General features: G+C 74.6%; 15 protein-coding genes and 1 pseudogene. 9 read left to right on the forward strand and 7 right to left on the reverse strand.

Annotated elements, in window-relative coordinates:
* The first annotated feature begins 266 nt into the window (after positions 1–266).
* Genes EDF34_RS04160 through EDF34_RS04185 form a run of 6 tightly spaced genes read left to right on the forward strand, consistent with a single transcriptional unit; the run spans position 267 to position 5,812 of the window.
* Positions 267–1,313, forward strand: a complete 1,047-nt coding sequence (locus EDF34_RS04160) for a glycerophosphoryl diester phosphodiesterase membrane domain-containing protein (RefSeq protein WP_233575169.1) — start codon at positions 267–269, stop codon at positions 1,311–1,313.
* Between the two features lie 8 nt (positions 1,314–1,321).
* Complete coding sequence (locus EDF34_RS04165; protein WP_233575170.1) at positions 1,322–1,948, forward strand: DUF4129 domain-containing protein; 627 nt, start codon at positions 1,322–1,324, stop codon at positions 1,946–1,948.
* Positions 1,945–3,138 (forward strand): DUF4350 domain-containing protein, encoded by a 1,194-nt coding sequence (locus EDF34_RS17795; protein WP_123370059.1) that lies wholly within the window; start codon positions 1,945–1,947, stop codon positions 3,136–3,138. The genes EDF34_RS04165 and EDF34_RS17795 overlap by 4 nt, the downstream gene beginning before the upstream one ends.
* Positions 3,135–4,118 carry a MoxR family ATPase gene (locus EDF34_RS04175; protein WP_255414171.1) on the forward strand — a complete coding sequence of 328 codons (984 nt, stop codon included), beginning with the start codon at positions 3,135–3,137 and terminating at the stop codon, positions 4,116–4,118. The genes EDF34_RS17795 and EDF34_RS04175 overlap by 4 nt, the downstream gene beginning before the upstream one ends.
* Positions 4,119–4,124: 6 nt before the next feature.
* Entirely contained in the window at positions 4,125–5,417 is a 1,293-nt protein-coding gene (locus EDF34_RS04180; RefSeq protein WP_123370060.1) for a DUF58 domain-containing protein, read from the forward strand.
* Between the two features lie 44 nt (positions 5,418–5,461).
* On the forward strand, positions 5,462–5,812 hold the full coding sequence (locus tag EDF34_RS04185) for a DUF2200 domain-containing protein (protein ID WP_123370061.1): 351 nt from the start codon (positions 5,462–5,464) through the stop codon (positions 5,810–5,812).
* Between the two features lie 2 nt (positions 5,813–5,814).
* Here EDF34_RS04185 and EDF34_RS04190 read toward each other — a convergent pair whose 3' ends face one another.
* Entirely contained in the window at positions 5,815–7,014 is a 1,200-nt protein-coding gene (locus EDF34_RS04190) for an MFS transporter (RefSeq protein ID WP_123370062.1), read from the reverse strand.
* Between the two features lie 189 nt (positions 7,015–7,203).
* Between EDF34_RS04190 and EDF34_RS04195 the strand changes: the two are divergent.
* Positions 7,204–8,202, forward strand: a pseudogene (locus tag EDF34_RS04195) (winged helix DNA-binding domain-containing protein); the annotation flags it as partial.
* A gap of 50 nt (positions 8,203–8,252) precedes the next feature.
* On the opposite strand, the gene EDF34_RS04200 reads toward EDF34_RS04195, so the two are convergent.
* The gene (locus EDF34_RS04200; protein WP_123370063.1) at positions 8,253–9,242 is read right to left on the reverse strand and encodes a stage II sporulation protein M; all 990 of its coding nucleotides are present in this window, start codon (positions 9,240–9,242) and stop codon (positions 8,253–8,255) included.
* Positions 9,243–9,328: 86 nt separating this feature from the next.
* Between EDF34_RS04200 and EDF34_RS04205 the strand changes: the two genes are divergently transcribed.
* The gene (locus tag EDF34_RS04205; RefSeq protein WP_123370664.1) at positions 9,329–10,147 is read left to right on the forward strand and encodes an RDD family protein; all 819 of its coding nucleotides are present in this window, start codon (positions 9,329–9,331) and stop codon (positions 10,145–10,147) included.
* A 4-nt stretch (positions 10,148–10,151) separates the two neighbouring features.
* On the opposite strand, the gene EDF34_RS04210 is transcribed toward EDF34_RS04205, so the two are convergent.
* Genes EDF34_RS04210 through EDF34_RS04230 form a run of 5 tightly spaced genes read right to left on the reverse strand, consistent with a single transcriptional unit; the run spans position 10,152 to position 13,369 of the window.
* On the reverse strand, positions 10,152–11,063 hold the full coding sequence (locus tag EDF34_RS04210; protein WP_123370064.1) for a cation diffusion facilitator family transporter: 912 nt from the start codon (positions 11,061–11,063) through the stop codon (positions 10,152–10,154).
* Positions 11,064–11,255, reverse strand: a complete 192-nt coding sequence (locus EDF34_RS04215; RefSeq protein ID WP_123370065.1) for a Trm112 family protein — start codon at positions 11,253–11,255, stop codon at positions 11,064–11,066.
* Positions 11,252–12,703, reverse strand: a complete 1,452-nt coding sequence (locus tag EDF34_RS04220; protein WP_123370665.1) for a phosphomannomutase/phosphoglucomutase — start codon at positions 12,701–12,703, stop codon at positions 11,252–11,254. Before EDF34_RS04220 ends, EDF34_RS04215 begins: the two co-directional genes overlap by 4 nt.
* A 37-nt stretch (positions 12,704–12,740) precedes the next feature.
* Positions 12,741–13,001: a hypothetical protein gene (locus EDF34_RS04225; RefSeq protein ID WP_123370066.1), complete on the reverse strand. Its 261-nt coding sequence runs from the start codon at positions 12,999–13,001 to the stop codon at positions 12,741–12,743.
* A complete protein-coding gene (locus EDF34_RS04230; RefSeq protein ID WP_123370067.1) occupies positions 13,001–13,369 on the reverse strand; it encodes a DUF3499 domain-containing protein in 369 nt (122 codons plus the stop codon). The genes EDF34_RS04225 and EDF34_RS04230 overlap by 1 nt, the downstream gene beginning before the upstream one ends.
* A gap of 71 nt (positions 13,370–13,440) precedes the next feature.
* On the opposite strand from EDF34_RS04230, the gene EDF34_RS04235 reads away from it, so the two are divergent.
* A complete protein-coding gene (locus EDF34_RS04235) occupies positions 13,441–13,914 on the forward strand; it encodes a metallopeptidase family protein (protein WP_370450023.1) in 474 nt (157 codons plus the stop codon).
* Position 13,915 lies beyond the last annotated feature (1 nt).

A 13,915-nucleotide genomic window follows, 5' to 3' on the forward strand; every position in this document is an offset into this window, starting at 1 on the left:
GTGTGCGTCCCGAACGAGGGTGCCGCGTGGCACGATGGGCGTCCGCCTGGGGGTGGCGCCGGCGCCTGGCCGCCCCTCCCGGCCCCGTCAACGACCGACGACAGCCGAGGAGCCGCGCTCGCATGACGAGCCCGCAGGACGACGAACCGCAGCCCACCTGGACTGCCCCGGGATCTGCCGTGCCACCGCCGCCCACCCCGCCCACCTCACCCGCAGCGGCTCCGGACCTGACGAAGCCCGTGCCCCCGGTACCGCCCGTGCCCCCCGTGGCACCGCCCGTCGCACCGCCGGTCCCCGTGCAGGGCTGGGGCGGCCAGCCGGCGTGGAACGGCCAGCCCGGCTGGGGCGCGCCCGCCCCGACCGCGTGGCGCCCGCCCGCGCTGCAGCCCGGCATCGTGCCGCTGCGGCCGCTCGGGCTCGGCGAGATCCTCGACGGCGCCTTCAAGGCCGTGCGGGCCAACCCGCGCGTGATGTTCGGGCTGTCCGCGATCGTCGTGACCATCGCGGTCGCCGTCGAGTCGGTGCTCACCTGGTACGTCTCGGGCCTCATCGACGGCGCGATCGCCGACGCGGCGGCCTCGTCGGACCTGTTCACCGAGTCCGACACGGACGGCCTCGGCACCGTGTTCAGCCAGGTCATCGCCGCACCCATCACGACCGTCGTCACCACGATCCTCACCGGCTGGCTGATCATCTCGGTGAGCCGGTCCGTGATCGGGCAGAAGGTCAGCCCGCGCGAGGTGCTCCGCAGCAAGCGGATCTGGCTCGTGGTCGGGTTCACCGCGCTCCTCGGCCTCGCGATCGCCCTGGTCGTCGGCGCGTACGTCGCGCTGGTCGTGCTGTTCGCCTCGCAGGACCTGGTGGGGCTCGCGGTCGGCTTCGGCCTGCTCGTCGGGCTCGCCCTGTTCCTGCTGCTCGTGCTGGTGTCCGTGCGCACCCTGCTCGTGCCACCCGCGCTCATGCTCGAGGGCAAGAGCTTCCGCTCGACCGTGGCGCGCGCGTGGCGACTGACCCGCGGCAGCTTCTGGCGGCTGCTCGGCATCTACCTGCTCGTCAGCCTGCTGGTCGGGGTCATCACGCAGATCGTGGTGACGCCCGCCGCGATCCTGTCGGCGCTCGTGTTCTCCGACCCGATGGGCGAGGAGTTCGGGTCCATCGTGGTCACGGGCATCGCCAAGATCATCGCCCTCACGCTGAGCACCACCTACCTCGCCTCGGTCGTCGCGCTGCTGTACATCGACGTGCGGATCCGCCGCGAGGGGCTCGACATCGAGCTCGCGCGCGCAGCCGACGCGGCCGTCGCGGCACGGTGACCCCAGGAGTGCGCACCGACGTCCCCGTCACGCCCGACGGGCCGACCGGACGCCGCTGGGCGCTCGAGGAGCTGAGCCACCCCGAGTACCACGAGAACAAGTCGCTGCTGTCGCGGTTCATCGAGTGGGTGCTCGACCGGTTCGACGGGCTCGGCGGCGTCGGGCTCTCCGGGGTCCAGTCGGCGCTGGTCGTCGTGGGCATCACCGTGGTCGTCGTCGCCGTGGCGTTCCTCGTCGCGGGACCCGTGCGCCGGTCTCGGCGGGTGCGCACGTCGGGCGCGGTGCTCGCGCAGGACGACGCGCGCACGGCCGACCAGATGCGCGCCGCGGCCGACGCCGCCGCGCGCGCCGGGGACTTCTCGCTCGCCGTGGTCGAGCGGTTCCGCGCGCTCGTCCGGGGCCTCGAGGAACGCCTCGTGCTCGACGAGCGCGCCGGCCGGACCGCGCACGAGGCGAGCCTCGACGCAGGCCGCCGGCTGCCCGCGCTCGCGGCCGAGCTCGCGTCCGCCGGCGCGCTGTTCGACGACGTCGCCTACGGCGGCCGCACCGCGGGCGCCGACGACGACGAGCGGCTGCGCGGGCTCGAGGAGCGCGCGCGGCACGAGCGGCCCGCCCTCGCCGGAGCCGCGCGATGACCACGACCGCCCCCGCTCCCGTCGTCGGCGACGGGACGACCGCCCGCTCCCGCGCGACGGGGCGCTGGCGCCGCTGGCGCGGACCGATCGCGATCCTGTCGCTCCTGTGCGTCGTCGGGCTGCTCGCCGCCCTGCCGGAGCCGCGCACGTCGTCCGTGCCGCTCGCGCCGGACAGCACCGCGGCGACCGGTGCTCGCGCCGTGGCCCAGATCCTCGAGGAGCAGGGCGTGCAGGTGACGTTCGTCCGCCGCGCGTCCGCTGCGCGTGCCGCGGCGACGCCGGGCTCGACCGTGCTGCTCGCGGGTGACCGCAACATCTTCGACCAGTCGCAGTTCGACTTCCTGGCCGACCTGGACGCCGACCTCGTGCTCGTCGACGCCTCGTGGCCCGCCTCGGAGCTGGCCGGCGTCGACTCGTCGTGGTCGGACGTCGCCACGAGCGCGGCGCTCGAGCCCGGCTGCGACGACCCGGACGCGACCGCCGCGGGCTCCCTCCGGGCCTCCGGACGGGTCCTGGCGTCGAGCCCGGACACGGTCGTGTGCTTCCGCGGTCCGGGGGACGCCGCCGACCAGGGCGCCTACACGGTCCGCACGGTCGAGGGCCAGCGCGTCGCCGTCCTCGCGGACGCTGCCCCGCTGATGAACGCCCACCTCGCCGAGGCGGGGAACGCGGCGCTGGTGCTGCGGATGCTCGGCCGCCACGACCACCTCGTGTGGTACCTGCCCAGCCCGTACGACACCGGCTCCGACGAGGGCGAGGCCGGCCCCGGCCTCGGCGACCTCGTGCCGCCTGTCGTCGGCGTCCTGGGCCTGCAGCTGCTGCTCGTGGTGGTCGTCGTGGCGTTCTGGCGCGGCCGGCGGCTGGGCAGGCTGGTCACCGAGCCGATGCCCGTCGTCGTCCCCGCCGCCGAGGCCACCCGCGGCCGCGGCCGGCTCTACCGGCGCTCACGTTCCTACGGCCACGCTGCCGCCGCCCTGCGGGCCGGCGCGGCGAGCCGCTGCGCACGCCGGCTCGGCCTCCCGGGATCCACCCCGGCGCCCCAGCTGATCGACGCCGTCGCCCTGGCGACCGGTCGACGCAACCCCGACGTGGCGGCCCTCTTCTACGGGCCGCCTCCCACCGACGACTCCGCGCTGGCCAGGCTGGCGCGGGACCTGGACGACATCGAGAGCGAGGTCCAATCATCGTGAGCGACCACACCGAAGCAACCGTCGACCCATCCCCGGAGCTGCGCGCCGCGCTCGCCGGCGTGCGCGCGGAGGTCGCCAAGGCCGTCGTCGGCCAGGACGCCGCCGTGTCGGGCCTGATCATCGCGCTGCTGTGCCGGGGGCACGTGCTCCTCGAGGGGGTCCCGGGCGTCGCCAAGACGCTGCTGGTCCGGACGCTGTCCGCCTCGCTCGACCTCGACACCAAGCGCGTGCAGTTCACGCCGGACCTCATGCCCGGCGACGTCACCGGCTCGCTGGTCTACGACGCCCGCAGCGCCGAGTTCTCCTTCCGTGCCGGGCCGGTCTTCACCAACCTCCTGCTGGCCGACGAGATCAACCGCACGCCCCCCAAGACGCAGGCCTCCCTGCTCGAGGCGATGGAGGAGCGGCAGGTCTCGGTCGACGGCACCCCGCGGCCGCTGCCGGACCCGTTCCTGGTCATCGCCACGCAGAACCCCGTGGAGTACGAGGGCACCTACTCGCTGCCCGAGGCGCAGCTGGACCGGTTCCTGCTCAAGCTCACCCTGCCGCTGCCCGAGCGCGAGGACGAGGTCGAGGTGCTCGCACGTCACGCCGCCGGGTTCGACCCGCGCGACCTGGCGGCGGCGGGCGTGAAGCCCGTCGCGGACGCCGACGTGCTCGCGCGGGCGCGGGCCGAGGTGGCACGCGTCCAGGTCTCGCGCGAGGTGCTCGCGTACGCGGTCGACGTGTGCCGCGCGACGCGGACGTCGCCGTCCCTGTCCCTCGGGGTCTCCCCGCGTGGTGCGACCGCGCTGCTCGCGACGTCGCGCGCGTGGGCGTGGCTCTCCGGCCGCGGCTACGTGACCCCCGACGACGTCAAGGCCCTCGCGCACCCGACGCTGCGCCACCGCGTGCAGCTGCGCGCCGAGGCCGAGCTCGAGGGCGTCACCACCGAGTCCGTGCTCGACACGGTGCTGGCCTCCGTGCCCGTCCCCCGCTGACCTTCCGTGGCCCTCACCTGGCGCGCGGCCGTGCTCGCCGCGCTCGGCATCCCCGCGGTGCTCGTCGTGCCCGTGCCCGGGACCGTGCTGCTGTGGGCGCTCGTGGTGCTCGTCGTGTGCGCGGTGGACGCAGCCCTCGCCGCGTCGCCGCGCGAGGTCGCCGTCGTGCGCCGCGTGCCGCCCTCGGTGCGGCTCGGCGAGCCCGCGACGAGCGACCTGGAGGTCACCAACGTGGCGTCGCGCCGGTTGCGCGCGCTCGTGCGGGACGCCTGGCCGCCGTCGTCAGGCGCGGTCGCACCCCGGCACGAGGTCGACCTGCCCCCGGGCGACGGGCGGCGCCTGCGCACCGTGCTCGTCCCCACCCGGCGCGGTGACGCGCACGCCGACCGCGTGACGATCCGCAGCATCGGGCCGCTCGGCGTCGCCGCGCGGCAGGCCTCGCTCGAGGTGCCCGCGCGGCTGCGCGTGCTGCCCGAGTTCGCCTCGCGCCGGCACCTGCCGAGCAGGCTGGCCCGGCTGCGGGAGCTCGACGGGCGCGCGGCCGTGCAGGTCCGCGGCGCCGGGACCGAGTTCGACTCGCTGCGCGAGTACGTGATCGGCGACGACGTGCGCTCGATCGACTGGCGTGCCTCGGCCCGCCGCTCCGACGTGGTGGTGCGCACGTGGCGCCCGGAGCGGGACCGGCGCGTCCTGGTCGTGCTCGACACGGGCCGCACGTCCGCGGTCCGGGTGCTCGACGCACCCAGGATCGACGCGTCCATCGAGGCCGCTCTCCTGCTCGCCGCCCTGGCCACCCGGGCGGGCGACCGCGTCGAGCTCCTCGCCTACGACCGCCGAGTCCGGGCACGCGTCGCGGGAACCGGCGGCCCGCGCCTCATGCCCGCGCTGGCGGACGCGCTCGCGACCGCGCACCCCGAGCTCATCGAGACGGACTGGGCCGGCGTGGTGAGCCAGGTGCGCGAGCGGCTGAGCCAGCGTGCGCTCGTCGTGCTGCTCACGGCGCTGGACCCGGCCGTGGTCGAGCAGGGGCTGCTGCCCGTCGTCGACCAGCTCACGTCGCGCCACCAGGTGGTGCTCGCGTCGGTCGCCGACCCCGAGCTGCACGAGCTCTCGCAGCAGCGCGGGTCCGCGGCCGAGGTGTTCGACGCCGCGGCGGCCGAGCGCGTCGGGCTCGAGCGTGCGGCCGTCGCCGTCCGGCTGCGGCAGCGGGGCGTCGAGGTGGTCGAGGCGCTGCCCGACGACCTCGCGCCGCGGCTCGCCGACACGTACCTGGCGCTCAAGGCGGCCGGGCGGCTGTAGGCGGCAGACTGGTCGCCAGCACATCACGACGACGGAGGTTCACCGTGGCAGGGCACCGCATCTTCGCGACGAGCTTCGCGAGCATCTACCCGTTGTACGTGACCAAGGTCGAGCGCAAGGACTACACCCGGGACGAGGTCGACGAGGTCATCACCTGGCTCACCGGCTACTCGGAGGCGGGCCTCGCGAAGGCCGTCGCCGACGAGGTGGACCTCGAGACGTTCTTCGCCGAGGCGCCCGCCCTCAACCCGAACGCGGCCCTCATCACGGGTGTCATCTGCGGGCACCGGGTCGAGGAGATCGAGGACCCCCTCATGCAGAAGATCCGCTACATGGACAAGCTCGTGGACGAGGTCGCCCGGGGCAAGAAGATGACGTCGATCCTGCGCTCCTGACGTCAGGCGTGGTCGGGTGCGGCGGGGAACGCGCGCCGGGCCAGTAGCACGACCACCAGGGCGAGCGCCACGAGTCCGGCTCCCCAGTACGGCAGCGAGCCCAGGCCGGGCCCGGCGAGCACCCAGGCGCCGAGAGCCGCCCCTCCCCCGATGCCGATGTTCGCGGTGGAGTTCACGAGCGCGCCGATGACGTCCGGCGACGCCCCCGACGTGCGGATGGCCGCGGTCTGGAACACCGACGCCACGGCGCCGAACCCGGCCGTCCAGACGGCAGCCGCGGCGAGCACGCCGACCTGAGCAGGGAACAACAGGCCGAGCGCCAGCAGGCCGAGAGCCACGGTCGCGAGGACGACGAGCGTGCCGCGCCGCGGCTGCCGGTCGAGCAAGGACGCCGCGTACGCGGTGCCGACCAGGCCGAGCGCGCCCAGCACGAGCAGCGTCGGCCCGACGGCCGCGCGCGTCAGGCCGGCGGCCAGCAGCAGCAGGGTGACGTAGGTGTAGACGGTGTACTGGCCGAGGTACGTGAGCGTGTTGGCGGCCGAGACGACGCCGAGGCGGGCGCGGTTGGTGCGGCGCGCGTCGTCGGCGGCCGGGGCGGCGCCCGTGCTGACGGCGGGCAGCAGCACCGCGACGAGCCCGCCCGCGACGGCGCAGGCGATCGCCAGCGCGACGAACGAGGCCCGCCACCCGACGGCCGCCCCCAGGGCCGTCGAGAGGGGCACTCCGAGGACGAAGCCTGCCGACGCACCGGCGGTGACCAGGGCGAGCGCGCGGCCCGTGAACCGCGGGCCGACGAGGCGCGACGCGTACCCGATCGCGACCGAGAAGAACACCGCGTGCGCGATCCCCCCGAGCGCCCGCGCGCCGGCCACCACGCCGAACGCCGGTGCCACGGCCACGAGCGTGTTGCTCACCGTGTAGGCGGCCAGCGTGCCGAGCAGCAGCGGCTTGCGCGCGAACCGCCGCGTCGCGAGCGTCAGCGGCACGGCGAGCACGGCGACCATGACCGCGTACACGGTGACGAGGAGGCCCGCGACGGAGCGGGTCACGTCCAGGTCGTCGCTGATCTGCGGCAGCAGCCCGACGGGCAGGAGCTCGGTGGTGATCGCGGCGAAGGTCGCCAGCGCGAGCGCGAGGATCCCGCCGGCCGCGGCACGGACGGTGCCGGCCTGCGAGCGGCTGTCGGTGGTCGCGTCGGTCACGAGCGCATGCTCGCACGCGGCCCCGACACGTGCCGGTGCCGTGTCGGTGAGTGACGGTAGGTTTCGGGCACCGACGCCTGACGAGGGAGAGCCGTGGTGGACGGACCGGTGCTGACCGCCGACGAGCTCTCGCGTGCACTGCTCGCGCGCCAGCACCTCCTGGAGCGGACCACGGCGCCGTTCCACGAGGTGGTCGACCACCTCGTCGGGCTGCAGGCGCAGAACGCCTGGTCGCCCTACCTGGCTCTGGCCAGCCGCGTGGACGGGTTCACGCACGCGCAGCTCGGCGACGCGCTCGTCGGGCGCTCCGTGGCCCGCATCGCGGTGATGCGCGGCACGATCCACCTGGTCACGGCGGACGACGCGCTCCTGCTGCCGGTCCTGACGGCACCGATCTTCACGCGCGACCTGCTGGCCAACGCCCAGCACGGCGCGCCGCTGCGCACCGTGGACGTCGCGGAGGTGACCGCCGCCGCCCGCACGCTGGTCGAGCAGGAGCCGCGGGTGACCACCGTGCTCGGCGCCCTGCTCGCCCAGCGGTGGCCGGACGTCCCGCCCGGGTCGCTCGCGCACGCCGCGCGCGGGACGCTGCCGCTCGTCCAGGTGCCCCCGCGGGGCGTGTGGGGACGGTCGGGCCCGACGACGTGGACCACGGCCTGGCACTGGCTCGGCGCGAGCGCACCTGACCTGTCCGACCCCGACGCCCTCGCGGTGGCGCTCGAGGACCTGCTGCTGCGCTACCTCGCGGCGTTCGGGCCCGCCACGGTCGCCGACGCCCAGGCGTGGTCGGGCCTCACGGGGCTGCGGGCGGTCGCCGACCGGCTGGGCGACCGGGTCGTGCGGCTCGCCGCGGAGCCGTCGCCGGGCAAGGTCCGCCCGCGCGAGGTGCTCGACCTGCCGGACGCCCCGCGGCCGCCGGGCGGGACCCCCGCGCCCGTGCGCTTCCTGCCCGACTTCGACAACCTGCTGCTCGGGCACGCCGATCGGACGCGGCTGATCAGCGACGAGCAGCGACGGTCCTTCCAGTCCTCGAACGGCGTCGTGCCCGGCACGTTCCTGCTCGCCGGGCGTGTCGGGGGCACGTGGCGGATCGACCGATCGGCGCGAGGGCGCGCGACGCTCGTCGTGTCGCCCTTCTCGCCGCTCTCCCGCGCGGCGGTCGACGAGGTGAGCGCCGAGGCCGAGGCGGTCGTGCGGTTCGTCGCCGACGACGCGGCGGACCACGACGTGCGGCTCGGTCAGCCGACGGTCTCGAGCACGTATCCCGCGCGGTCCGCCTCGAGGTCACCCGTCTCGCCGTCGCGGACGCCGCGCCGGCCGAGCACCAGCACGTACGCCCAGAACCCGGCGAGCGCGATCGCGCCGATGACGATCTTGAGCCACCACGGCATCGCCGACCCGGTGACGAAGCCCTCGATGAGCCCCGAGACGGCCAGCACGCCGACGAGACCGATGGCCACGGTGAACAGCGCCCGCGCCTCCTGCGACAGGGCCCGCGACCGCGTGCGTGGCCCTGGGACGACCCAGGTCCAGAAGATGCGCAGCCCCGCGGCCCCGGCGACGAAGACGGCCGTCAGCTCGAGCATCCCGTGCGGGGCGATGAGCTGCAGGAAGATGTCCAGCTTGCCCGCCTCCGCCATCATCCCGCCCGTGGCGCCGACCATGACCGCGTTGTTGACCATGAAGTAGACCGGGCCGATCCCGGTGATGCCGGTGGCGACGCACACCGCGGTGAGCCACGCGTTGTTCGTCCACACCGTCGCGGCGAAGCCGGCACCCGGGTCGTAGTACTCCGCGAACGCACGGTCCACGTACTCCTGGCGCGCGGCGGGGGTGCCCATCGCCGCGAGCGCGTCCGGCTGGGTGGCGACCCAGATCCCCGCGACGACCGCGAGCAGCACGAACGTGCCACCGACCGCGACGGTCCACCAGCGGATCCGGTACATGGCCACGGGCAGGGTCACGGCGACGAACCGGGTGACGTCGCGCCATGCCGGCTCGTGGGTGCCCGCGATCGCCGACCGGGCGCGGGCGAGCGTCTGCGAGAGGCGGGTCACCATCTCGGGGTCCGGTGCCGCCGAGCGGATCACCGAGAGGTCGGTGGCGGTCGCCTGGTACAGGCGCACGAGCTCGTCGGCCTCGGCTCCCGTGCGGCGGCGCTGCTTGGTCAGGGTGTCCAGGCGCTGCCACGCGGGACCGTGCACCAGCAGGTAGGCGTCCAGGTCCATGACGCACAGGATGCCATCCGCGAGCGCCCCGCAGCGGTTACTCTGCCCAGGTCGCGGCAGGCGGCGGCAGAGACCTGGGAGGTGTGGTGGACGGCATCGTCACCGGCGAGGGCGTCCTCCTCGACTCGCAGGCCGCCTCGGCCGCCTCACGGCTCCTCGCGGGCCTGATCGACGTGGCGGTGCTCGCCGTCGTCATCATCGTGCTGAGCCTGGCCACGGTCGGGATCGCCAGCAACGTCCGGTCCGATGCCGCGCCCGCCGTCGCGACCATCCTGCTGCTCGTCGTGCTCATGCTCGTGCTGCCCGTCACCGTCGACACGCTCACGCGCGGCCGTTCCCTCGGCAAGGCCGCCGTCGGCATCCGGGTCGTGCGCGACGACGGCGGCCCGATCGTGTTCCGTCAGGCGTTCGTCCGTGCGCTGACCGGCATCGTCGAGCTGTGGCTCACGTTCGGCATCGTCGCGACGATCTGCTCGATGGTGCACCCGCAGGGCAAGCGCGTCGGCGACATCCTGGCCGGGACGTACGCGATCCGGGTGCGCGGCGCGACGAAGGCCCGGATCCCGGTCCAGGCCCCGCCCTACCTCGTCGGCTGGGCGCACCAGGCCGAGATCGCGCGCCTGCCCGACGGCCTGGCGCTCACCGTCCGGCAGTTCCTCCAGCGGGCGGCCCAGCTGCACCCGACGTCACGGGTCGAGCTGGGTGGGCGGCTCACGGCCGAGGTCGCGCAGTACGTGCAGCCCCTCCCGCCGGCCGGCACGCATCCCGAGGACTTCCTCGCCGCGGTGCTCGCCGAGCGGCGGCGTCGCGAGATCGACGTGCTCTCCCGCAACGCCACCCGCAACGCCCAGGACGCCCAGGGCCTGCACCGGCTCCCGCACGGGGTGCCGGACCCGGTCGACTGACCCGTCAGTCGCGGCGCAGGTCCGGCTCGAGGTAGATGACCCGGGCGATCGGCACGGCCGCGCGCACGCGCTGCTCGGCGGCGTCGATCGCGGCCGCCACGTCGGCAGCCGTCGTCGCCGCCGGCACCTCGATCTTCGCGGCCACCAGCACCTCCTCCGGGCCCAGGTGCAGCGTGCGCAGGTGGATGACCGACGAGACGCCGGGGCCGACGAGAGCGGACTTGATCGCGGCGACGTCGGACTTGGTGGCCGACTCCCCCAGCAGCAGCGACTTGGTCTCCAGCGCGAGGACGATCGCGATGAGCACGAGGAGCACGCCGATCCCGGCGGTGCCCGCGGCGTCCCACTCGCCGTTCCCGGTCGCGAGGGTCATGCCGACGCCGATCAGCGCGAGCACCAGGCCGATCAGCGCACCGAAGTCCTCCAGGAGCACCACGGGCAGCTCGGGCGCTTTCGCGGTGCGGACGAACGACACCCACGACTGCTTGCCGCGGACCAGGTTCGACTCGTGGATCGCGGTGCGGAACGAGAAGCCCTCGAGACCGATCGCCGCGACGAGCACCACCACGGGCACCCACTTCCACGACTCGATCGGGTGGGGGTCCTGCCACTTGTGCCACGCCTCGTACAGCGCGAACAGGCCACCGAGCGAGAAGAGCACGATCGAGACGATGAACGCGAACACGTACCGCTCGCGCCCGTAGCCGAAGGGGTGCGCGTCGTCAGCCGCCTTCTGCGCACGCTTGCCGCCGATGAGCAGCAGCAGCTGGTTGCCGGAGTCCGCGAGCGAGTGCACGCCCTCGGCCAGCATCGAGCTGGAGCTCGTCAGCAGGTAGGCGATGAACTTCGTGACCGCGATTCCCAGGTTCGCCGCGAGCGCGGCGACGATCGCCCTGTTCCCGCCACCGTGCGACATCTAGCGCCCCTCGTCGGCGAGCAGGATCGGGATGCCGTCGCGGACCGGGTACGTGCGCGGGTCGGTCGGGTGGGTCGAGACGAGCACGGGCTGGCCGTCGTCGTCCACGCCGTCGACGAGCGTCGCGCCCGTCACGGGGCAGCGCAGCAGGTCACGGGCCCACTGCTCGAGGTTCACACCGGACTCGCTCATGCCTGCTGCTCCTGTCGGACGAGCGCGAGCACGTCGTCGCGCACCTTCTCCATGATGTCCTCGTCAGCCGCCTCGACGTTGAGCCGCAGCAGCGGCTCGGTGTTGGAGGCGCGCAGGTTGAACCACCACTGCGGGTGGCCGTCCCAGTGCGAGACGGTCAGGCCATCGAGCTCGTCGACGGTGACCGGACCGGCACCCTGCTGCGTGACGTACGCGTCGACGACGCGCGCGCGGGCCTCGGGCACCGAGGTCACGACTGAGTTGATCTCCCCCGAGGCCGAGTACGGCTGGTAGAGCTCGGCGAGGACCGACAGCGGGTGCGGCTGCTCGCCGAGCGCCGCGAGCACGTGCAGCGCCGCGAGCATGCCGGTGTCGGCGAAGAAGAAGTCGCGGAAGTAGTAGTGCGCGCTGTGCTCGCCGCCGAAGACCGCGTCGTTCTCGGCCATCTCGGCCTTGATGAACGAGTGGCCCACGCGCGTGCGGACCGTGCGGGCGCCCGCGGCCTGCAGCAGGTCGGGCACGACCTTGGAGGTGATGAGGTTGTAGATCACCGTGGGCGTCCGGCCGGCGGCGCGCTCGCGCGCGACCTCGCGCAGGCCGACCAGGGCGGTGATCGCCGACGGCGAGACCGGGTCGCCGTGCTCGTCGATCACGAAGCAGCGGTCGGCGTCGCCGTCGAACGCCAGCCCCAGGTCGGCGTCGTGCTCGACGACCGCCGCCTGCAGGTCGCGCAGGTTCTCGGGGTCGAGCGGGTTCGCCTCGTGGTTGGGGAACGTGCCGTCGAGCTCGAAGTACAGCGGGATGATCTCGAGCGGCAGCCCGGGCAGCCCCGCGCCGGTGCCGAGCACGGCCGGCGCGGTGAAGCCGCCCATGCCGTTGCCGGCGTCCACGACGACCTTGAGCGGGCGGATGCCGGACAGGTCGACGAGCGAGCGCAGGAAGGCCGCGTACTCGGCGAGCATGTCGCGCGTGCTGATCTCGCCGACGGCGTCGGCCACCGGGACCTCGTCGGCCAGGTAGGCGCCCGCGAGGTCTCGCACCGCGGCCAGGCCGGAGTCCTGGCCCACCGGACGGGCACCCGCACGGCACAGCTTGATGCCGTTGTACTGCGCCGGGTTGTGGCTCGCGGTGAACATGGCGCCCGGGATGCCCAGCGAGCCGGACGCGAAGTAGAGGCCGTCGGTCGAGGCCAGGCCGATCGTGATCACGTCGACGCCCCGCACCGCGAGGCCGTCGGCGAACGCGGCGACCAGCGACGGGCCCGAGGGGCGCATGTCGTTGGCGATCACCACCCGCGGGCGCTGACCGGCGGCGACCTCGGGCAGCACGACGACGTCGGCGAAGGCCGCGCCGATCGCGCGCGCGACGGGCTCGTTCAGCTCGCTCGGCACGACGCCGCGCACGTCGTAGGCCTTGATGAAGGCGGACAGGTCCACGGGCTCGGGCAAGGTGACCCCTCGGTGAGTCGGCAGGAACGGCGCCACTCTAGTTGCCGAGGACCTCGGAGCGGTCCAGCGGGACGCCGTCGCCCTCGAGAGCGAACCAGTTGGTCTGCTCGCACGCGGGGCACGAGACGAACACCGCGGGGCGGCCGTCGGTCAGGGTCATCCGGATGCGCGTGAGCTCGCTCGCCCCGCACTTCAGGCAGGACTCGGTGCCGGCGACGAGCGGCCCGGTCGGCTGGCTCATCGAGCCCAGCGGCTCGACCGGCTGACCCGCACGACCGGCGCCCCGGCGGCGAGCCATCAGCCCTCGCCCCGCAGCACGCGCAGGTGGCCCCGACGCGGGGCCTCGGCGAGCTCGGCGGACTCGGTGACGGGTGCCGCCGCCGCTGCGACCCGCGGCCGGCCGGCCTCGCGCACGGCGTCGGCCAGCGCGAGCAGGTCGTCGTGGCTGGGCGCGGCGGGCTCGAAGTCGGGCGTGAGCCGCACGACCTCCCAGCCGCGCGGTGCCGTGAGCCGCGACGCGTGCTCGGCGCACAGGTCGTACGAGTGGGGCTCGGCCGTCTGCGCGAGCGGCCCGAGCACGGCCGTGGAGTCGGCGTAGACGTAGGTCAGCGTGGCGACGGCGGCACGGCCGCAGGCCGAGCGGGAGCACTGCCGGACGGATCTCACCCGCAGAAGGTACTCCCGCGCGCCGACACCCCGCTCCCCCCACGCCGTGGCACCCGAACTACGATGCAGGCGTGACGACCGACCCGTACGCCCGCCGTGGGCTCACCACGAGCCGTGGGGCCGGGTCGAGCGCCGCTCCCGTCCGTCGCCGCGACCGGCGGGGCCACGGCCCGCGCGGCCCGCTGATGCCGACGTCGATGCCCGCCTACCGCACGCGCGCGCAGCGGTTCGACGACTACGTCCTCGACGCCGTCGAGCGCATCGAGCGTCGCTGGTCACGCCAGCTCGCGGGCACCGAGTTCGCGGTCGAGGACGTGCCGCCCTCCCACCCGGCGCCGTGGGAGCACGGCGGCGTGCCGCTCGGGCGCTACTTCCCCGCGGACGCCGGTCAGGCGGCCCGCATCGTCATCTACCGGCGCCCGGTCGAGTCCCGGTCGAACGATGCGCTCGACCTGGCGGACCTGGTGCGCGAGGTCGTCGTCGAGCAGGTGGCGCACATGATCGGCCGGGCGCCCGAGGAGATCGACCCCGAGCTGCGCGACTGAC

It is taken from the genome of Cellulomonas sp. PhB150, assembly GCF_003755175.1.
GTDB lineage: Bacteria > Actinomycetota > Actinomycetes > Actinomycetales > Cellulomonadaceae > Cellulomonas.